Raw genomic sequence first — 20,348 nt, forward strand, 5'->3', positions numbered from 1 at the left:
TACGATGCACGACCTTGACGATGCCACCTGGCAGGAATTCGAGGAATATATCCGGGATATCCTGAGCCACCACGACTTCGAGATCCAGTTCCGCAAAGTCTTCAAACACGAAGGGCGGGGCCACCAGATCGACGTCGTAGGAGTCCGAAAAGACCTGTGCCTGTGCATCGACGGCAAAAAGTACGGCCGCGGCAGGCACAGGGTTTCTTCTTTAAAAGCCCAGGCTACCAAACATTACGAAAGGTGCCTGGTCCACGAAGAAAAGTACGGCATCAAATCCATACCACTGATCGTCTCCTGGCTCGACGACAACATGGTCGTCGAAAACGGGTGCATCTTCGTACCCGTCCACATGCTCAACGACTTCTTGCTAAACTTAGACGCGGTGCTCGACGAACTCGCATTTAGAGACTAACCACAAAGACTACTGATATAACCACAAAGGCACAACGATTTCTAACCACGGCGGCACGGCTCCTTATCCTGACAACTGGAGCGCAGATGTTCTAACCACGGCGGCACGGCGACACAGAGACCATTCGAGAAACGATGGCAGGATGGTTAGTTAAACCACGGCGGCACGGCGACACAGAGACCATTCGAGAAACGATGGCAGGATGGTTAGTTAAACCACGGCGGCACGGCGACACAGAGACCATTCGAGAAACGATGGCAGGATGGTTAGTTAAACCACGGCGGCACGGCGACACAGAGACCATTCGAGAAACGATGGCAGGATGGTTAGTTAAACCACGGCGGCACAGCCCTTAATCCTGGCAACTGGAAATCAAACATTTGAACCACGGCGGCACAATGACACGGCGACGATTCGAGAAGCGATGGCTGGATGGTTATTTGAACCACGGCGGCACAACGACACGGCGACGACCCGTACCCGAATAGCAAGGCTTCCTTTTATTAATCCACAGCGACACGGCGGGCTGAATGTACGGAGACAAATAGGTTTTCCTTCCTTCAAGCAGTTGATCGAAAGTCAGGCTGAAACGATTGGATAGTAAGCTTATGGTTAATGCTCTGTCTTAGTGTCGCCGTGGACATAAAAAGAGTTCACTTATACCGGTTCACGAATGTCTCTGTGTCGCCGTGCCGCCGTGGTTTTATTTACCACTGGCCTGTCGTGGATCGCCTTGTCTCTGTGTCGCCGTGCCGCCGTGGTTCAAACATTTGATCTACAGTTGTCAGGATAAAGAGCCGTGCCGCCGTGGTTCAAACATTTGATCTACAGTTGTCAGGATAAAGAGCCGTGCCGCCGTGGTTTTATTTACCACTGGCCTGTCGTGGAACACCTTGTCTTTGTGTCGCCGTGCCGCCGTGGTTCAAACATTTGATCTACAGTTGTTGGGGTAAAAGGCCGTGCCGCCGTGGTAAAAAAGTCTAATGGCCTTTGCAGTTAATGCACGAGCATGGCCATGATCTTGAAGGGCGCCAGCCCGCCCACGCGGAGCATGGTGAGGTTGGACTCTCTGGGCATGCCTGCGGCGACGCGGAGGAAGATGCGCCGGGCCATGACGTCGCCGGTGCCGGCGTCGATGAAGACGAAGCCGGACCTTACCCGGGGGCTGTCGATCTTGCTCATGGTCATGGCGTAGACTGACTCCGCTTCGGAGACGTGGGTGGCGGCGAATCCGGCGGTGCCTGCAGAGGTGATTTCCTTGAACTGGGATACAGACAGGTCCCCTGAGTCGATGGCCCCGGTGAGGAAGGTCAGCATATGTGCAGCGAAGTTGAACGCGATGTGGAGCGCCCGTTCCTGGTCGCTATCGCCCCGCTTCTCCAGCACCCACGCGGCATCGACGATGGCCATGCCGCCGAATCCGGAGGCTACATCCGTCTCGGCCAGGCTGCTGCCTGGCGTGTTGATAGCGACCGCGTAGACGTACGCGCCTTCGGCAGATACACGGGAGGTTACATCCCGGGCATAGGTCAGCGCGTTACCTTCCGACGGATCGAAGACGACGAAGACAGCCTCGAAAGAGCCGATATCAGCTGTCAGCTTCTCGCCAGGCCTGACAAGGACTTGCTGATCGGCGGCCGACAATTCAAGCGAGCCCGAGTCGTCGTCGATGGCGATCAGCTTAGCTCTGGCCTGCGACTGGCGCAACAGGTTCAGCAGGAAGCAGCCCGAGGGGCCGCACCCGATGATGGCCGAGTAGGAAGGTGCTTCTGAAACCATGGTAATCACGATATGAAAGTGGGTTTGTGATCTAATAGCGCTCAGGGCGCAAATACATGTCGACCGTAAAGTGTAATATGAGGCCTGATCAGCTTTTTATATAAAATCATACATAAATAAATGTGATGATTGGTACTTCGACGTATTATGAGTCAGTCGAAATCCAGCGACGGTTTATCCAGCAACTGAGGGAAGTAGACCAGGATAAGATTTCAGAGCTTGTCAGCCTGTTTACCGGCTTCTTCCTGGACGGCCCTGACACAAAGCTCATCTACGGCATCGCCGAGGGCCGCAGCGCTCTCTCCCTGTACGATTTTCTCCAGCAGTCGTCGAAGTACGAAAACATCACGCCTCTGACGCTCGACGATCCGATTAGGCGGTACATAGATCCCGAAAAGAATAACCTCATCGTGGCTGCGACCGGCTCGGGTGAGACAAAAAGCGTCATCAGGTACCTCGAGGATGCCTTCCGGATGGAAGTGCCGGTCGTGCTGATCACCTCGAACATCAGGTCAAGGGCGTACGATATGGTGACCGACTACGATAACGGCTATGCCTTCGTTATCGAGCCGCTGAAAGGGCTCGACCGAAAAAGCCTGGCAGCTCTCGGGTCAGAGTTCGAGCTGAAGCTGGTCGTCATGCTCAACGCCCTGATTCCTGAGCTCTACCACCATGACAGAGGAGATATCCAGCGCTATTACCAGCAGATCGACCACTTTGCCAATAATGCAGCGCTGTTGAAGAACATTGAGGCCGGCCATCTCGGAGACTGGCTGGAAAGGCTCCTGAACCGCAGGGGCAACTATATCGTCGACGGCGTGGGCCGGTCGGGCTTCGTGGCCAAAGCGTTCGGCATGCGTTTGACACATTTGGGCAGAAACGTGTTTATGAGAGACGGCCCAACCACCCCGGCGTTCCTCCGGGGGGACGCTTACATACCCCTCAGCGGCAGCGGCAACACCCGGGAGATCATCGAAGGCGTGGTCAAAGCCAAGCTCCACGGGGCGGACGTCTTCCCCATCATGATCAACATCGACTCCCGGCTTTCCAGCCTGATGGACTCCTGGGGGTACTCTAAGAACGCCATGTACATCCCCGTATCTTTAGAGGACATCAGCCTCTACTGGGAGCAGGACATGAGCAAGATCATGGCTACCAAGTCCGTCCAGACCAGGCCGTCCATCTCGGAGATCAACAGCTACGTGTTCACGAATGCGATTGTCGCCCAGTCCATGGATATGCTCGGCGTCAGCGAGCAGTACCTGAAAAGAATTCACGTGTAAAAAACGTCAGCTGGCAGACGGAGTCTGCCAGGCAACTTATTTTCTGAACACCAGGAAGTACGCGGCGGCGACGAGCCCGAGCGAGACAACGCCTGCCACCGGGATCCACCACGGGAAGCCAGACTCTGCCTGGCCGTCGGCTGTGGGAACAGTTGTGGGCGTGGTGGAGACCGGCGGCCGTTCTGTCGGCGTCGGCCCTGGCGCCGGCGTAACAACGGGCGTGGACACTGAACTGGCGGTCGGCTGAGGCGGCGGAGCCGGAGTAACAACAGCGTAGAAGTCGCTCATGTTATAGGTCGCGGGCATGCCCGGCACAGGCGTAGGCGTCGGCGCAGTGGCGCTGATAAGTCCGACTTTTTGCACGCTGCCGGAGCCGTCGGCATTCGTGGCAGTCAACGTCACGGCGTAGACGCCCGGGCTCCCGAAGACGTGGACAGGATTCTGCACCGTGCTGTTAGGCGTGCCGTCCCCGAAGTTCCACTGCCACGAGGCCGGGCTGACGGTAGACAGGTCGGTGAACTGGACAGCCAGGGGAACAGTGCCCGAAGTTACGTTAGCCGTGAAGTCGGCGGCAGGAAGATCAGGACTGACCACCTGGATCAGCGGGACAGAAGTGGTGCTGCTACTGTAATGAGTATTAACTCCGCCATAGACCGCCGTATACGAATAAGAGCCGACGTCAAGATCGGTGAGCGTGAACGTCGCCCGGCCCGAGCCGTCCAGAGCACGCGTGCCTAAGCTGGCAGGCCCCTGGAAGAGCTCGACAGAGCCTCCAGGTACCCCGCCTCCGGGCGCAACTGCCTCCACCACCGCAGTAATAGTAACGGGACTACCGTGAAGAGAAGGATTTGAGGAGGAGATCAGCGTAGTAGTAGTGTCAGCCGCATATACTATGTGCTGGTACTTGGGATCACTACGATAAGCAATATAGTTGTCATCTCCGCTATAATAGCCGACAAGCGAACTATAGTAATATTTGGATAGTAATACTGGAGCAGTGAGACTCGCGGTACCGCCCGAGACGGTGATCGTACCCAAAACCGTCGACCCATCCTTGAAAGTGACCGTCCCGGTAGCATCCGCAGGCAAGGTGACCGTCATCGTCACAGGCTGCCCGTAGACAGAAGGCCGGGGCGAAGAAGCCATTTTAACAGAGGGTGTTTTTTTCCCTACAGTCTGCGTCAGCACAGGAGAAGTGCTGCCTTCAAAGTTACTATCTCCGCCGTAAACTGCGGTGATCGAGTGCGATCCGGCGGTCAGCGCCGAAGTTGTGAAAGTCGCAGTGCCGTCCGAAAGCGTTGCGGTACCTAAAGTCGTGGCCCCGTCCATAAAGGCGACAGACCCTGTCGAATTTGCTGGCGCTGTCGCCGTAAAAGTGACTGCCTGCTGGTAGAAGGAAGGATTCGGCGAGCTCGTTAGTTCAGTTACCGAGGGAGTCGCCGCGTGGGACAGCCCCATGGAAAAGATCGTCAAGACGAGCAAAAGGAAAGATAGGTAGTATCCGCTTTTTCGCATTTTTACCCCAACAGTAAACTTGAGCAGGCTGTTATGACTATGCAGTCGTCAATCTTCAGGCCACCAGAACGCCGGTAAACGCCAGAATCGAATGATCGCCCTACAGCCGACGGTCAATTGTGTCTATGAAATAAACTTAATATACGTTTTGTTTAAAAAAGGTAATTAGGAAAGTGACGTTCTGCCACATGGAAAATGTCGATTTGGCAATATTTTAGATGCAGAGTAACTACGTTATTCACAACTTGGCCGTATCTCCATTTTACTTCCGATATCTATCTTGGACACCTCGATAACATTATGGGTCACGTTCCGTACGAACTCCGCCATCTTCTCATCGCCCCGGAAGAACTCGTGATCAGTTTCGGGCGGGTGCTGCCTGCCATGGGTGGAGTAGGCGATACCGTACGGCGCCAGTACGAAGCCCAGGTTCTGGAAGACCATGAAGATGTCGAACGCTGTTTTGTAAGCCCCGTCTTCGTGGCCGTTGACCACGATGCCGGCCGTGCGCCCGGCGAGCGGCAGGGAGCCGTCGATCAGGTACATGTTTTCGATGCAGGTGAGCCGGTCCAGAAACTGCTTGAGCGTGGCGGACATCCCGTTCCAGTTGATGGGGCTCACGACCACGACGGCTTTGGCCGCCAGGAGCAGATCGTGCAGCCGGTGCATGTCGTCGAAGGCGTTGCAGCAGGGCAGCTGGCACTTCTCTTCCCGCATGCTGTAGCAGCACCAGCAGGGCTCTATCTTGTAGTCGGCGAGGTGGATCACCCGATAAGAGACGCCTTTCTCTTTCGCCACTTCCGCCGCCAGGGAAGCGAAGTAAGCCGAGTTGTGCGCCCGGTGCTTCGAGCCGTTGAGGATGAGCAGATCGGACTGGCCTTCGAGTTTGTCTTTCGGGTGCTGGCCTTTGACGTAGAACTCTTCCGAGGATGAGCCGCACGACGGGCATGGGTCAGGCGCATCCGTCGTCTCGATCTCGTAGCCGCAAACATTACACTTCCAGTAAGGCATAGGATAGATCACTCTACTACGATGTAAATCAGATACACTATAACCATTTTGGCTCTTATGCGGTTGCCGGATGAGGTATATTTCAAACTTATAATGTCAAAGTAATAATAAGAATTATTTATACTATACCGATCAATAGTTTACCAGTCTAGAGGCTGACAGCAGGCTGCCAGCCCAAGTATTGAGGCGGTATTTCATGGCAGAACAAAAAAATCCACTTATAGCCGCGGTACTATCGTTTTTAGTGCCGGGGTGGGGACAGGTGTACAACGGGCAGGGGTACCTCAAGGGACTCATGTTCATGATCGGCGAACTGATAGGCTTACTTTTCTTCGTCGTACCTGGCCTGATCGTCTGGGTATACGGCATTTACAGGGCCTATAAAGTGGCGGACAGCATCAACAAGGGGCTCATGCCCGCCGGCAAGGAAGTCACCCTCGTCAACCACATCATCTACCTGGTCATCTTCTTCGTCGTCATGTTCGCCTTTGCCATAGTACTGGCGATCGTCATGTCGATAATTATGGCGTTCTTTACGATTAGCTCTTCGACTGTAACGCCGGGGCCGGTAGTTTACCCGTACTAAAGGGATTAATGGCGGACATCGTCCGCCGCTTTTAATATTTACCTGCGTCCGGTGCGGTGTCGCATGGCATGTATCGGCTTACCGGGCAGTCGCCGGCGAGAAAATATTTAACTTAACTCACCAATTTTTTTGCTACGAGTCGCCAGGTAATCGGACTGGTGTATACAGGCTTCTCGATGCTTAAGGTTAAAAACGAGTGTGACTTAGATGTTTGGCTTTCTTGAAACAGGGCTGGTAGTATCCGCGATTCTCATGCTGCTGGCCATTGACTTTCTGCTCTGGCTGACCGTAACCACGTTTCTGCTGGGCTTGCTCGGGTGGCACCCGCCCGGATGGCTGGCGAGCCCGGTTGCTCACGCCACGAATACAGGACTGGCGGTTGCCGGGGCGGCGATGTCGATAGCGGTGCCGATAATAGTCGATCTGGCCTTAAAGAAATTATAGGGGCAGAGCATACTATCTAACAGATTAAATTTAAACTGGTTACGCGTTCATCGCCGATAGTACATAACCATTACCAGGGCGGTGATGGCCGGATGAGGTAGAGCAGGAAAAATACTTTCACGGGGGGAGCAGGGCTGAAAGAATTCATAAAAAATATTATAGCCAGCATGACGCTGGAAGAGAAAGCTTCGCTGTGCTCCGGGCTGGACATGTTCCGCCTGAAAGGTATCCCGCGGCTCGGCATTCCGTCCATTCTGCTAAGCGACGGCCCACACGGTTTACGTAAGCCGGCTGCTGACCCCGATCACCTCGGTATCGGCCAGAGTATACCTTCTACCTGTTTTCCCACAGCATCGGCGATGGCGAGCTCGTGGGACAGGAACCTGGTATACGAAATCGGCTATGCGCTGGGCGAGGAATGCCTGCACGAAGACGTGGCGGTCATCCTGGGGCCGGGTGCCAACATCAAGCGCTCTCCGCTCTGCGGGCGAAACTTCGAGTACCTTTCGGAAGACCCTTTTTTGACCGGGGAGCTGGCTGCCAGCATGATCGAGGGCATCCAGTCCACGGGAGTTGGCGCCTCGCTAAAGCATTTTGCGGTTAACAACCAGGAATACCGGCGCATGACGATCGATGCTATCGTGGACGAGCGGACGCTGCGGGAGATATACCTCGCCGGATTCGAGATAGCCGTCAAACAGTCGAAGCCCCGGACAGTCATGTGCTCTTACAACATGGTTAACGGGGAGTATGCCAGCGAGAACAAGCGGCTGCTGACAGAGATTCTCCGGAAGGAATGGGGCTTCGAAGGTCTGGTCATGACCGACTGGGGAGCCTGCAACGACCGGGTCGAGGGCCTGAAAGCCGGGCAGGACCTGGAGATGCCGTCCAGCTTCGGGGTCAACGATGCAAAGATCGTCAGGGCCGTGAAGGACGGCACGCTGGACGAGACAGTCCTGGACCAGACTGTGGAGCGGGTGCTGGAGCTGATCTACGATGCGGTCGAAAACCGGCTGCCGGACTACTGCTACGAAAAGCGAACACATCATGTGATGGCCCGCCAGGCAGCAGCCGAGTCGATGGTACTTCTGAAGAACGAAGGAGGACTACTGCCACTGAAAAAAGGCGTGAAAATCGCTGTCATCGGCGCCTTTGCGATGCATCCCAGGTACCAGGGCAGCGGCAGCTCCCAGGTTAATCCCTGCAGGCTGGAAAAAGCCTACTGTGAGCTGGCCACGTACACTTCCGAGATCGCTTTTGCCAGGGGCTACGATTTAAAATCGGACATGCCCGCCGAAGAACTGGTCACAGAGGCTTGCAAGATCGCCCTCGGCGCAGAAGTGGCGATCATATTCGCAGGGCTGCCCGATAGCTACGAGTCGGAGGGCTTTGACAGGGAACACATACGGATGCCAGACAGCCATAACGAGCTGATTCGCAGGGTCTCCGCAGTCAATCCCAGCACAATCGTGGTCCTGGCGAACGGCGCGCCGGTGGAGATGCCCTGGATCGACAATGTAAAAGCAGTCCTGGAAGGATATCTGGGCGGGCAGGCAGTAGGCGGTGCCACGGCAGACATCCTTTTCGGGATGGTCAACCCTTCCGGTAAGCTGGCAGAAACGTTCGCCCTGCAACTGGAAGACTACCCCTCTGCAAACTATTTCCCCGCCGGCCCCCGGACCGCGGAGTACAGAGAAGGCATATACGTGGGATACCGGTACTTCGACAGGGCAAAGAAAGCAGTGCTATTCCCCTTCGGTCACGGGCTGAGCTACACTTCTTTCGAATACTCGGACATAGAACTCAGCAGCAGCCGGGTAAAAGACGACGAGGATCTAAAAGTAGGCGTCCTGGTAAAAAACACCGGAGACGTAGCCGGAGCAGAGGTTGTACAGCTCTACGTCCGGGACGTGGAGTCCACGATCTTCAGGCCCGAAAAAGAGCTGAAGGGCTTCGATAAAGTATTCCTGCAGCCCGGAGAGGTAACCCGGATAGAGTTCACGCTGGACAGGCGGTCCTTTGCCTACTACAATGTAGAGATCGCCGACTGGCACGTGGAGAGCGGGGCTTTCGAGATCCTGATCGGCTCCTCGAGCGCCGACATCCGGGTCAGAGAAACGGTATACGTGGAGTCCACCAGGCCCGAAGTACCGGTCCCGGACTTAAGGGCGACTGCCGGCACATACTACAACCTGCCGTCAGACGATCTGGTAGTCGACAGCGAGGCCTTCAAAGCCATATATGGCAAAGAGCTACCTTCGAACCTCATGCTCGAAGGAGAACCATATACGATCAACTCCACGCTGGGCGATGTAAAAGAAACCTTCTTCGGGAGGATCTTCTTCGAGATGGTCCACAACACCGCCCGGAACACCCTGCCCGAAGCCGAAGACGGGCAGATCCAGAAAATCATGACCGGAAAGATGCTCGAAGACCTGCCGCTGAGGAACGTCCTCATCTTCAGCGAGGGCAAGATCAGCGAGCAGACGCTGGAAGGTTTGCTTTTACTGATCAACAGAAAACCAGTACAGGGACTTGTCAGGCTCAGCAAGGCACTGATGCTGAAAGTGTAAATTATACGAAGATCTGTTGTCAAGGCTCTCGTGAACGTTCACGATCGCTGCGCTGTGCCAGGAACACAGATTACGACAGATAACACAGATTGCACAGATACAAGTGATTGGAAAAAGGATGACTAATCCTTTATTAATAAATTCAATATTCATCTGTGGAATCAGTGCAATCTGTCGTAATCTGTGATCTGGCACAGCGCAGCGATCGTTTTGCTATTTACCTACAACAAACTCTTGGCAATAGCGAACTCGCTGCTGACGACACCCTGCAGCTCTTTCACAATCCGCAGCGACTCCTTGAGCCCGTCCCGGTCTTTTTTGGATAACAAGTAAGGCTGGACATACTCGTTGCTGACGATGCCCTTTTTGATGTTGTGGACGTAGCCGAGCATCATGACTCTGGTCAGTTGATCGTAGGCGAACATGAACCGCTTGAACTGGGTGGCGTCGATGACGCCCAGGTCTTCGAGCTTCCACAGGCGGTCGGAGACGTTGGTGCGGTTGATGGCGTGCCGGGCGGCCAGGGCCTTGACTGACGCGCTGAAGATGCGGAACCCGTACTTCTTGATGTTAAATGCGTCCTCGGCGTCCCCGAAGTACTCGATCTTGAGGGAGTCGCCTTCCAGGCCGACGTCGGCCTTGACGGCGGAGATCGCCAGCTCCTGGGCATAGTAGGGGTCCATGTGCAGCCGGTTGTGGAGGGTCTTCATGAACCGGTGAGACAGGGGCCGATCACCGTAGATATACCGGGCGTCCATGATCACGGAACGCTCGTAGCTGTTATCCAGGTGGGAGATCAGCTCCCCGATCGTGCCTCTCCACTTGGGGTTGCTGGCCATCATGTTGCCCTTGCACCGGTCGAAGCCGCCCGCGGCCAGCTGTTCGACGAGGGTTTCCGAAAACAGCCTGAAGTATTCCCGGCCCTTTTCGTCGATGCCATCGTCGAGGACTAGGATGGTGTCCTGATCGGACTCGACCGACATCTCGCCCCGGCCAAAGCTGCCGGTTGCGAGCAGCGCATACTTGAACTTAGGGTACCCGGCTTTTTCCACCATAGAATCCTGCACGAGCTCTGCCATGCGGCAGACCATGGCGTCCCGGCAGGAAGAGACGATGTGGTTGATCGTGCTGCCCGTGCCGCCCATCTGCAGCGCGCTTTCGGACAGCTCGATCATGTCGCTGTTGATGTGGAGCAGATCCTTGGCGGTTTTCGCTTCCCTGATGCGGGCGATCAGCAGGTTCAGGCGAAAGTAGGGGCCTGTCTCGGTTGACAGGCCCTGGAGATACTTCACACTCTTGATGCCTTCCTCGAACGACCGCTGCTCCAGCACCAGCGGGCATTCCCAGGCGTTAATCGCTTCGTAAACCCTGTTCCAGTTGACCTTCCCCTCGCCCACCGGCAGGTGCTCGTCCGTGTACCCAAAATTATCGTGAGCGTGAATTTCTAAGATGTACTCCCTACGGGACAGGTAGTCCTCTATGTTGCCGGTCAGCTGCGCGTGGCCAATGTCGAAGGTGATGCCGAGATTGCCCCTGTCGACTCCTTTGAGGATCGCCTCCATCTCCCGGAAGGTCTTGCCCACCATGTGGCGGTCATTCATGGCATTTTCCACGCCCACCATGATGTCGTTCTGCCCGGCCCGATCGCATATCTTAGCCAGGCTCAGAATGTTGTTCTCGATGGCCCGGTCCAGGCTGCCACTGCCGAACTGCGCGTAGCCTGTATGAAGGGTGACAATGTCGATATAGTCGGAGACATCGTCGATGATCTTCGTGAGCAAATCCGTGCTGCTCTCCCGTACATACTGGTAGATGCTCGCAATGTTGAGATTCTTGTACGGCAGGTGAGCGGTCAGGTAGAGGTTAGTCGTAGCCGAAACCTCGTCGATCATGTTAAGAGTCTGCTCGTCCAGCGACTCCCGCTCGGCGAAAAAGAGCTCCACGCAGCTGAAGCCGTGGTCCTCCATGGACTGGATGGAGCGCACGTCGCTCTCGGACTGGAGCTTGTGAGAAAAGGACAGCTTCAAGGGGAAAGCTCACCTGTTGAATGAAGTGATTATGATGCGACGAACATAAATCTTTTTGCATATAGAGCATACTTGGCCGAATATGCATTGGTATAGATAGCTAAAAAGCAAAACTTGCTCGGCCCCGGGAGGCCTCGGTCTTAAATCGCAAAGGCGCAAAGGCGCAAAGGCGCAAAGAATCATCTGAAAAACTTTGCGTCGCTGCGCCTTTGCGCCTTTGCGAACTAAGAACAAGGCGGCCTGGCGCCGATATTTACAAGAAATTTTATCTGACGTATATCGTACTGAAACAGTAAAAAAATGAGTGGGCAGAGAAGGCCCTTACAGCCTTCTCAGCCCATACCACTTACCGCAGAGGAGCAGGCCGCCGAGCACCAGCGCTATGATCAGGGCGGTCGGCTTGATGTCCTCGGGCGGCACCGGCTGGTCGGCGACCAGCGTCAGCGAGGAGTAGTCGAGGTAGTTGCGGGAGGGGTTGACCTTGATGCTGACTGGCTTCGACTTCATGCTGCCGTTGTCCCCCTTGTGTACCGCATATACAGTATACTCGCCGACTGGAACCGCCGATATGAACGACGGGCCGTACCCGGCGGCGCCAGAGGTCTGGATGGTCAGCTGCCGGCCCTGGCCGGAGAGGTAGACTTCGCCGCTCAGCGCCCGCCCGGTGCCATCTGTGATGACGCCCCAGACGTAGCCGGTTTCAGCCTCGGGGTAATCGTATATTGTTGTATCCCCGGAGTTGATCTTGACGATTTCGATGTCGGTCGGGTACCACAACACGTTTTGCAGGTGAGTATTGTACACCTTTCCGTCCGTCCGGTAAAACACCTGGACCTTGCAGCCGGGGGCTGCGGCCGATGCGTTAACAAAGCGGAAGTTGCCGTTCTCGTCGGAGGTGGTCACGCCGATCTCTTTGTAGATGCCGTCGTACAGGTGGACCTCTGCGCCGGGCAGGGGCTTACCGTTGGCATCGATGGCCTGGCCCTCGACAGTGAAAACCTGCACAGGGCGGGTGCTTTCCGGAAGCGGAGGATAGTTTGCCAGGCGGGTTTCTTCGGGGCTAATCTGGATATTGCCAGGGTTAGCAGGATACCACGTGGCAGGAGTTCTGGTGAGATTGTACGCCTTGCCGTCCTCGACGTAGGATACGATCACCTTGACGTAGCCCGTACCCCGGTCGTCGGCACTGCGGAACACGAAAGAGCCGTTACTGTCGCTGATCGTGCGGGCGATCTCCAGGTACGAGGCGTCTACCAGCGAGACGGTCGCGTTGGGTAAAGGTGCGCCATTGGCGTCGGTGACCTGCCCCGAGACCGAGCTGATTTTCGCAGTTTCCGCCAGCGACGGGCTGGCGAACATGACGATGATAGTGAGCGCGATTATCGAGCAAACGAATAATATTCTGGCCCTCATGAAATCACAAGTTTATAAAAAGCTTCAGTATATATAGACCTTCTCTCACAATCGGTAAATCATAGCCAGTTTATCGCCAGTTATGGGCATAAACAGGAAGGTATTTATCAGCTCACCCTGTTATCATAATTGACCGCCATGGGAGAGAGGTACGATCCGGATACTATCGCCAAGATAGAGCTGATCAACAGGAAAGTAGACGAGATCAACCTGCGGAGAATGGGCATCCACACGACGAAGGTGGAGGATGAGCTGGACTGCGAGGAGCTCGAGGCGTACATCAAGACCCTTAACCTGACCGAAGAGCAGCGCAAGATCATCGACAAGTATAACAAGAACGACGGCCAGCAGGGTATGAACAGGGGTCTTCTTTACTTCATCATCATGGCAGCAGGAGTTGTCCTGCAGTTTTACGTGGGCTACGAAATCTACAACCTGACCTCAAAAGGGACGCTGGAGACTCTGGAGCTGGCATACCTGGCCCTGCTTATAGGCTTTTTCGCGTTCAACACCTTCCAGCTGCTCCGGTATCTGCGGATCGTGCGCTGATTCTGACAATCATATGATCCGGACCATCCCATGGCCCGGACAACGATAAATATTTAATTAGGGTACGACAACTTTTCCTAAACTGCTACGCTCAGGTGTAGCACAGGTGAACCGCATGGATGATGCTATCGCGCCCATCGCAGACGAGCTAAGCCGGGCGCTTGGAGTAGATCGGGAAACCCTTCAGCGTGAGTTGACGCTTCTTATTATCGAGTACAAGGTTCCCCCGGAAGAGGCTAAAAGATCGCTGCTCAAGAAGCATAAGCGATCGCTGTCGGCCGGCAGGGGGGTAAGGCGTGTAGCGGAGGAAACTATTGTACCTCCCGGGCTCAATCCGGTACCCGAAGAGCCGCCCCGGCCCCTCAAAGACCTGCGGGTGGGAGACGCCGGCATAACGGTGATCGGCAACGTCATCGATCCCGAGTACCGGGAGATCTCGACGCCGAGAGGCACTGCAGCGGTCATCAGCGGCATGCTGGAGGACAGCACGGCCAGACTACATTTTACTGCCTGGGCAGACATCCCGGACATCTTCAAAGTCAAGTCCATCGTGGCCAGGGACGTTTATGTCAAGAGCTTCCACGGCATGCCGGGCATCAACATCAACGAAAAGACCGTGCTGGAAGCGTACGAAGGCGATATTCCGGCCTACGTGAGAAGCCGGCGCTCGCTGAAGGAGCTATGCAGTACTGACGGGGCCTACGACGTCGAAACAGAAGGCGACGTACTCTCGCTTCGTCCCGGCTCGGGGCTTATCGAGCGGTGCCCGACCTGCAGCAGAGTCATGCAGAAAGGCCAGTGCAGAGCCCACGGCAGGCTGGAAGGCATACCAGACCTGCGAATCAAAGCCGTCATAGACGATGGCACCGGATCAATGATCTGCGTCCTGGACAGGATACTTACGGAAAACCTGATCGGGATGAGCCTGGAAGACTTACGAGCCGAGCCCGACCGGGCTGCGGGGCTTATCAGTGCAGGCATCATCGGGAAACCGCTGCTTGTCAGGGGTAATGTCACGAGCGGGGATTTCGGCATGATCTTCGTAGCTGCCGAGGCAGTATGGCCGACAGACAGCTCCGCAGAGATGGCAAGACAGCTGCTGGGGGAGATCAAGTGACGGACAGGGAGACAGCCCGCAGGGTTTTCGCCAGGGAGTTCAACGATGCCAGCCTGCAGTACGGAGAGCACACAGATCGGGCTCCGAACTTCGTGATCACTCCGACTGGCGCCATGTGCAACCGGATATTCGCGGTCGGCGTCCTGACCGAAGTCGAGAACATCGGGAGTGCCGGACAGGTCCTGTACCGGGCGAGGCTGGCCGACCCGACGGGAGCGTTTACCATTTACGCCGGTCAGTACCAGCAGGAAATAGCGACCTTCCTCTCCGGGTTAGAGACACCGGCATACGTCGCTGTAGCCGGCAAGGCAAGAATCTTCAGCCCCGAGCCCGGAGCTCACTATACGTCCATCAGGCCGGAGGACGTCAACGTCATCGACCGCAATGTCCGGGACAGGTGGACCTGCCACACCGCGAAGCTGACGCTTGACCGTATCGCCGTCATGGAAAAGGCGCTGGCCAGCGGCCTCAGGGGCGAAGAGCTGACCTGGCACCTCATCCGTCACACAGAGGATGGCGCAGGCGTGTCTAAAGCCATAGACCACTACGGCGTCACCCGGAATACGCTGGAAGCCTATAAACAGATGGTCACGAATGCGCTCTCGACTATGATCGAGCCGGAGCAGCCCGCAGAGCCAAAGGCTGACCTCGGAGATGTCATTCTCAAAACCATAGCCAGGCTCGATGCGGGCGACGGCGCAAGCTACAAGATACTGCTCGCAGAGATGGAAAACTCGGGCGTCGGCGAGGATTCGGTCGAGCAGGTGATCAATGAGCTCATGAGCAAAGGACAGTGCTACGAGCCGAAGATCGGGATGCTTAAGCTGGCGTGACCACTACCCGGAAACCTGGCCTATCAGATTCACTTTTTTGAAGCACGACAAAGCTCTTAAGCAGGAACAGTTCAACTAGCCTACGGTAAAGGGAGGAATGGTTGTGCCTGTCAAGAAGCACCATTCGACAAAGCATTTGAAAAAACCTGCCGCCCAGACGATACTTAAGTTTGAGGAGCCGGCGATGCCCGATAACTCCGGCAGCGAGCAGCTTGCACACTACGAGCTGAAGCTGGAGCCGATCGTGGACAAGAAAACTTATGACAATTTTTTGAAAGCCATTGCCATGCGGGTCTACTCGGAGTTTGAGAAAGCCCTGAAGAGCGAGGGTGTGGCCACGCCAGAGCTGTGCCTGGTCGGCATCGACCTAAAAAAGGCAGCTACGCCGGCCGAGATCAGGATGGCCGACTACGTGGCGCTGAACGCGAGGCTCATAGTGGACAGGGCGTTCGTCGACATCCGGAGCTATGCCCATACGTATATGCCCAGGGCCTTCCGGGAGATGGAAGCGGACAAGAGCAGTTCGGGAGATATCGTACCCTACATCGAGGCTAAAGTGCAGCGGGACCTGGTCATGGAGATCAGGACTATTGCCATGCTCCACATACCGATGGATGATCGCTTCAGCTACGTCAGCAAGCTGAAGGAGTTGTAAGTTCAGTTCACCATCAGCATCGCCGGTGGAAACTTATCCAGCGAAAACCGGAACATCTGAGGCAGGCGCCACCGGCCGTCGTTGTCCGATGACCTCAGGCCTCCGCCCCCGGTCACCCTGACGTTGAGCGTGAAAGTCTTTTCAGGAGCGACGTTCGCTTCCCAGGGCCGCCTGTAAACCGCGTTGATCTGCTGGGTGCCGATGCCAGTTGCCCGGATATCCCAGGTGTGAATACCTCCGGCACCCACCCGCCTGATGCCAGTATCATCTGCCACGTACCTGTCGCTCACCAGGTACAGCCCGTCTGAAAGAGAGAGGTCCCACGAGTAGCCGGTGGACGGGTTCTCCGGCAGGCTCACCCGCAACGCTTCGCCTTTCTTTAGCGAGACAGTAGTCCCGTCAGCATCCGCCCCGTAAGTCTTGTCAGGCAGCAGCGCCCCCGAAGCCGTCGCTGCCACCACTGCCGCAAAGCACAGGCTCATCACCACCAGAAACACCGACGAGTACCTCATAACAGGCATTAAGGTGAGCGGAGCGTTAACCGTTCGCGCACTTTAGCCCGTGGCTTTGAAGCAATGGCCGGTGAAACCGCGATCAGAGATACCTGCTGTGTACGCTGCGCTGTGCCTTAACACTAAGGGCACCAAGGTCACGGAGGACACGAAGGCTAATCAAGGTCACAAAGGGATATGCCCTTTGACACGACCCCTTTGTGACCTTAAAAGACCTTTGTGACCTCCGTGACCTTCGTGTCCTTAGTGTTTAATATGCAAGGGACTGCTTCCAGTCGGTCACAGCGCAGCGTACGCCAGATACGACACGTTCACTTATTACCATCAGGAAATTAAAAATACTTAAACCCCAGAGATTACCGCGGAAGCCATGAAGAAGAGAAAGCTAGAAATGCTCCTGGAACAGGTGCGGGGATTCGATCGCCCGGACGTCACGAAGGAGCAGTATGCCACCCCTGCGGTCGTAGCCGCCGATCTCCTGTATTTCGCCTTCATGAACGGCGATCTGGACGGGAGCGTGATAGACCTCGGCTGCGGAACAGGTATGCTGGCGATCGGTGCCAGGATTCTGAAGGACGACGCCGGCCTGGACTCCACGCAAAAGGTTATAGGCATTGACAGTGATAATAGGGCGTTGGAAGTCGCGAGAGCGAATGCAATATCGCTCGGGACGGACGTGGACTGGGTCCGCTGCGACATCAGGGACCTCGTCAACGTCCCTGACGTTGCCGTCGTCTTGAACGCCGGCGGCCGTTTTGACACGGTGGTCATGAATCCGCCGTTCGGGGCGCAGGAAAAAGGAAACGACAGGCCCTTTCTGGATAAAGCCCTGGAAGTAGGGCGAGTGGTTTACTCGATACACAACGCAGGTTCTAGCAGTTTTATCGAGAGCTACATCGAGGGCAGGGGAGCCGTGACGAATGTAGTCGAGCTCAAGTTTCCCATGCGACACACATATAGCTTCCATAAAAAGGAACTGGCGCTCATAGATGTTGAGCTGTACAGGATAGAAGCAGAAGTGAAAGGAGAGAATATCATTGACTGAGAATGATTTTGTCGTGCCCGGCGATCTGGTAGGCACATCTGAAGAATACCTGCCAGGCAGCGGAACGTACGAGGAGAACGGGAATATCTACGCCGACATCACCGGGAAGATCGCGATCAACAAGAAGGAGAGATCTGTCTACATCGAGCCGGCCATCCACGCACCGCCTGTCCCTAAAGAAGGCGACATCGTGATCGGCAGGGTGACCGACATCAAGGGTTCGGTAGCCCTCGTCGAGCTTTCGAGGATCAAGGGCAGCCTGGACCGGGAGATTGCGGGCAACACTTCGGCTGCAATCCACATTTCCAACGTAAAGGACTCTTATGTCCAGGACCTGGCCCAGGAATTCGGGTACCAGGACATCGTCAAGGCTAAAGTCATCGACACCAAGAACATGCGGCTCTCCACGGTCGACAAGAGCCTGGGCGTGCTGACGTCCATGTGCTCCAGGTGCAGGGTTCCCCTCAAGTTCGATAACGGCAAGCTAAAATGCCCCCACTGCGAGAGGCGGGAAACCCGGAAACTGTCGTCCGACTACGGCAAGGGTATCATATAAGGTGATCATATGGAAATCAAGATCCTCAACAAATCTGACACAGAAATTCGCGTCGAGATCAAGGGCGAGTCCCACACGATGATGAACGCCCTCAAGTCCTGCCTGCTCGAAGACAAGGCAGTAAAAGTCGCCACCTACGACATCGAGTTCCCGGGCATCAGCGACCCCGTCCTCTTCGTCAAGACCGACAAGAGCGAAGATCCCATCGATGCCATCAAGGTCGCCACCAAAAAGCTGGCTGACGAGTGCGACGACTTCTTAAAAGCATTTGGGAAGAAGGCTAAGGCTTAGGCCTTCGGCCTGTGCTTGTGCGCGGTTGCAGAACAAAACCTGCATACCGCCAAACAAAATTTCTTTTTATCAGGTGCAAAAAATGCAAGAAATTATTATACTACGTCTTGGTCATAGACCCGAACGTGATGCCAGAGTCACAACCCATGTCGGCCTCACTGCCCGGGCTCTCGGCGCAAAAGGCATGCTTTTGACTGCGGACGACAAATCCGTCGCCGAGAGTATCGAGCGTGTGGATGCGGCGTGGGGCGGCGACTTCTGGGTTAAAGTAGGAGTCAGCTACAGGTCTGAGATCAGGCAGTGGAAAGAAAAGGGCGGCTTTGTCGTACACCTGACCATGTACGGCATCAACCTGCCGGAATGCCTCCCATCGATCCAGGAGCAGTTCGCGGGCAGAGGTATAATGATCATCGTCGGAGCGGAAAAGGTGCCCGGCGACATCTACGGGCTGGCTGACTTCAACGTGGCCGTCGGCAACCAGCCGCACTCGGAGATTGCCGCTCTCGCCCTGTTTATGGATAAGCTGCAGGAAGGCAAGTCTCTCATGCATGAGTTTAAGGGCGGAGAACTAAAGATAATACCTAGTGAACATGGCAAATCGGTCGTCAAAAACAAGTAGGCCGGACAAGGGCTCTGTCCTGGTCGTAGGGTACAACTCCCGCGTTGCGGCCTGTTCAGCCAGGCGTGCAGGGTATAAAGTCTATTCACTGGGCCACTATGAAGACCTGGACCTGCTCCAGTGCGTGGAGAACAGCATCAGGTTCGAAGATCAACCCGAGAGCATCCTGCCTTTTCTTAAAAAGTTCGACGTCGACAAGGTAGTCCTGGGGGCAGGGTTTGAAGATGCGGACGTGCCCGCCTCGATGGTGCTGGGTAACGACCCGAAGATCGCCCGGGACGTCGGCGACAAAGTATGGCTGGCAAAGAAGCTCGATGAGCTGGGCATTCCCCAGCCTGAGATTTACGACCGGGATAACGTCAGGTACCCCTGCATAGCCAAGCCGATCGTGGGAGGCGGAGGCCATAAGAACTATAAGGTGCTGGACGAGTCGATGCTTCCGCCTGAAGATGAGTATTTCCTGCAGGAGCTTGTCACAGGTATGCCACTCAGCGTTTGCACGCTGTCGACGGGCTCGGAGGCGATGCCAGTCTCAGTAAACGAGATCCTCGTGGGAAAGAAGTGGCTGGGAGTACAGCACAGCTACACTTACTGCGGCAACGTGACACCGTATCTCACCAGGTTCAAGGACCAGATGTGCGACATCGCCCGGAAGCTGATCCCCGCTCTCGGCCTGGTAGGCACCAACGGCATCGACTTCATAGTTAACAAGGACGGCCCGAAAGTACTGGAGATCAACGCCAGGTTCCAGGGCAGCCTCGACGCAGTGGAGATGGCTACGGGAGAGAACATGTTCCAGGCGCACGTCGATGCCATAAACGGTAAGCTCAGGCCCTTCAAGATCAAACAGTTCGGCTACAGAGCCATCCTGTTTACCAGCTGGAAAACAAAGGTGGTGCGGGACCTTTCAAGCCCGCAGACTGCAGACATCCCACCGGTTGGTACGGTGTACGACAAAGACTGTGCACTGGTTTCTATCAACTGCACCGGTAAAACACGGGGCGAAGCCTCGGCCTGTGTCAGAGACACGGTCAGGCGAGTCAGGAAGGGCATACAGCGAGTTTGACCGCAGATAACTTTTATATCTGTATATTGGGATTATACTATAGCAAAAATTTCCATCTT

Annotated in this window: 20 protein-coding genes; 14 read left to right on the forward strand and 6 right to left on the reverse strand. The window is 55.5% G+C overall.

The genetic code is table 11. From position 1 onward, the window contains the following. Positions 1-4 precede the first annotated feature (4 nt). Positions 5-415: a hypothetical protein gene (locus tag ACPLPM_RS13360; RefSeq protein WP_424357271.1), complete on the forward strand. Its 411-nt coding sequence runs from the start codon at positions 5-7 to the stop codon at positions 413-415. A gap of 996 nt (positions 416-1,411) precedes the next feature. Here the strand turns inward: ACPLPM_RS13360 and ACPLPM_RS13365 are convergent. Next, a complete protein-coding gene (locus ACPLPM_RS13365) occupies positions 1,412-2,194 on the reverse strand; it encodes a hypothetical protein (RefSeq protein ID WP_424357272.1) in 783 nt (260 codons plus the stop codon). A 125-nt stretch (positions 2,195-2,319) separates the two neighbouring features. Between ACPLPM_RS13365 and ACPLPM_RS13370 the strand changes: the two genes are divergently transcribed. After that, positions 2,320-3,477, forward strand: a complete 1,158-nt coding sequence (locus tag ACPLPM_RS13370; protein WP_424357273.1) for a sugar phosphate isomerase — start codon at positions 2,320-2,322, stop codon at positions 3,475-3,477. A gap of 36 nt (positions 3,478-3,513) precedes the next feature. Here ACPLPM_RS13370 and ACPLPM_RS13375 read toward each other — a convergent pair whose 3' ends face one another. Both ACPLPM_RS13375 and ACPLPM_RS13380 read right to left on the reverse strand, forming a co-directional pair. Then, positions 3,514-4,992 (reverse strand): Ig-like domain repeat protein, encoded by a 1,479-nt coding sequence (locus ACPLPM_RS13375; RefSeq protein WP_424357274.1) that lies wholly within the window; start codon positions 4,990-4,992, stop codon positions 3,514-3,516. Positions 4,993-5,226: 234 nt separating this feature from the next. Further along, the gene (locus ACPLPM_RS13380; protein ID WP_424357275.1) at positions 5,227-6,003 is read right to left on the reverse strand and encodes an NAD(P)H-dependent oxidoreductase; all 777 of its coding nucleotides are present in this window, start codon (positions 6,001-6,003) and stop codon (positions 5,227-5,229) included. 196 nt (positions 6,004-6,199) lie between these two features. Here ACPLPM_RS13380 and ACPLPM_RS13385 point away from each other — a divergent pair, with 196 nt between their 5' ends. The 3 genes from ACPLPM_RS13385 to ACPLPM_RS13395 all read left to right on the forward strand — a co-directional run bounded on the left by ACPLPM_RS13385 (position 6,200) and on the right by ACPLPM_RS13395 (position 9,606). Further along, the gene (locus ACPLPM_RS13385; RefSeq protein WP_424357276.1) at positions 6,200-6,589 is read left to right on the forward strand and encodes a hypothetical protein; all 390 of its coding nucleotides are present in this window, start codon (positions 6,200-6,202) and stop codon (positions 6,587-6,589) included. Between the two features lie 207 nt (positions 6,590-6,796). After that, positions 6,797-7,033: a hypothetical protein gene (locus tag ACPLPM_RS13390; RefSeq protein WP_424357277.1), complete on the forward strand. Its 237-nt coding sequence runs from the start codon at positions 6,797-6,799 to the stop codon at positions 7,031-7,033. Positions 7,034-7,200: 167 nt separating this feature from the next. Beyond that, positions 7,201-9,606, forward strand: a complete 2,406-nt coding sequence (locus tag ACPLPM_RS13395) for a glycoside hydrolase family 3 C-terminal domain-containing protein (RefSeq protein WP_424357278.1) — start codon at positions 7,201-7,203, stop codon at positions 9,604-9,606. A 221-nt stretch (positions 9,607-9,827) separates the two neighbouring features. Here ACPLPM_RS13395 and ACPLPM_RS13400 read toward each other — a convergent pair whose 3' ends face one another. Next, positions 9,828-11,633, reverse strand: a complete 1,806-nt coding sequence (locus ACPLPM_RS13400; protein ID WP_424357279.1) for a TIM barrel protein — start codon at positions 11,631-11,633, stop codon at positions 9,828-9,830. A gap of 321 nt (positions 11,634-11,954) precedes the next feature. Continuing rightward, a complete protein-coding gene (locus ACPLPM_RS13405) occupies positions 11,955-13,046 on the reverse strand; it encodes a carboxypeptidase regulatory-like domain-containing protein (protein ID WP_424357280.1) in 1,092 nt (363 codons plus the stop codon). A 138-nt stretch (positions 13,047-13,184) separates the two neighbouring features. Between ACPLPM_RS13405 and ACPLPM_RS13410 the strand changes: the two genes are divergently transcribed. The 4 genes from ACPLPM_RS13410 (at position 13,185) to ACPLPM_RS13425 (ending at position 16,200) form a co-directional block, all read left to right on the forward strand. After that, positions 13,185-13,595: a hypothetical protein gene (locus tag ACPLPM_RS13410; RefSeq protein WP_424357281.1), complete on the forward strand. Its 411-nt coding sequence runs from the start codon at positions 13,185-13,187 to the stop codon at positions 13,593-13,595. Positions 13,596-13,710: 115 nt separating this feature from the next. Beyond that, complete coding sequence (locus ACPLPM_RS13415) at positions 13,711-14,712, forward strand: single-stranded DNA-binding protein (RefSeq protein WP_424357282.1); 1,002 nt, start codon at positions 13,711-13,713, stop codon at positions 14,710-14,712. Next, on the forward strand, positions 14,709-15,545 hold the full coding sequence (locus tag ACPLPM_RS13420) for an RPA family protein (RefSeq protein ID WP_424357283.1): 837 nt from the start codon (positions 14,709-14,711) through the stop codon (positions 15,543-15,545). The genes ACPLPM_RS13415 and ACPLPM_RS13420 overlap by 4 nt, the downstream gene beginning before the upstream one ends. Before the next feature lie 97 nt (positions 15,546-15,642). Then, the gene (locus ACPLPM_RS13425) at positions 15,643-16,200 is read left to right on the forward strand and encodes a hypothetical protein (RefSeq protein ID WP_424357284.1); all 558 of its coding nucleotides are present in this window, start codon (positions 15,643-15,645) and stop codon (positions 16,198-16,200) included. A gap of 2 nt (positions 16,201-16,202) precedes the next feature. On the opposite strand, the gene ACPLPM_RS13430 is transcribed toward ACPLPM_RS13425, so the two are convergent. Then, positions 16,203-16,712: a protease inhibitor I42 family protein gene (locus ACPLPM_RS13430; protein WP_424357285.1), complete on the reverse strand. Its 510-nt coding sequence runs from the start codon at positions 16,710-16,712 to the stop codon at positions 16,203-16,205. Between the two features lie 370 nt (positions 16,713-17,082). Here ACPLPM_RS13430 and ACPLPM_RS13435 point away from each other — a divergent pair, with 370 nt between their 5' ends. The 5 genes from ACPLPM_RS13435 to ACPLPM_RS13455 all read left to right on the forward strand — a co-directional run bounded on the left by ACPLPM_RS13435 (position 17,083) and on the right by ACPLPM_RS13455 (position 20,289). Further along, positions 17,083-17,757 carry an METTL5 family protein gene (locus ACPLPM_RS13435; RefSeq protein ID WP_424357286.1) on the forward strand — a complete coding sequence of 225 codons (675 nt, stop codon included), beginning with the start codon at positions 17,083-17,085 and terminating at the stop codon, positions 17,755-17,757. Beyond that, positions 17,750-18,313: an exosome complex RNA-binding protein Csl4 gene (locus ACPLPM_RS13440; protein ID WP_424357287.1), complete on the forward strand. Its 564-nt coding sequence runs from the start codon at positions 17,750-17,752 to the stop codon at positions 18,311-18,313. The genes ACPLPM_RS13435 and ACPLPM_RS13440 overlap by 8 nt, the downstream gene beginning before the upstream one ends. Before the next feature lie 9 nt (positions 18,314-18,322). Beyond that, on the forward strand, positions 18,323-18,604 hold the full coding sequence (locus tag ACPLPM_RS13445; RefSeq protein WP_424357288.1) for a DNA-directed RNA polymerase subunit L: 282 nt from the start codon (positions 18,323-18,325) through the stop codon (positions 18,602-18,604). A gap of 82 nt (positions 18,605-18,686) precedes the next feature. Beyond that, a complete protein-coding gene (locus tag ACPLPM_RS13450) occupies positions 18,687-19,223 on the forward strand; it encodes a tRNA (cytidine(56)-2'-O)-methyltransferase (protein WP_424357289.1) in 537 nt (178 codons plus the stop codon). Then, positions 19,195-20,289 (forward strand): ATP-grasp domain-containing protein, encoded by a 1,095-nt coding sequence (locus tag ACPLPM_RS13455; RefSeq protein ID WP_424357290.1) that lies wholly within the window; start codon positions 19,195-19,197, stop codon positions 20,287-20,289. Before ACPLPM_RS13450 ends, ACPLPM_RS13455 begins: the two co-directional genes overlap by 29 nt. Positions 20,290-20,348 lie beyond the last annotated feature (59 nt).

It is taken from the genome of Methanocella sp. MCL-LM, assembly GCF_049676595.1.
Lineage (GTDB): Archaea > Halobacteriota > Methanocellia > Methanocellales > Methanocellaceae > Methanocella_A.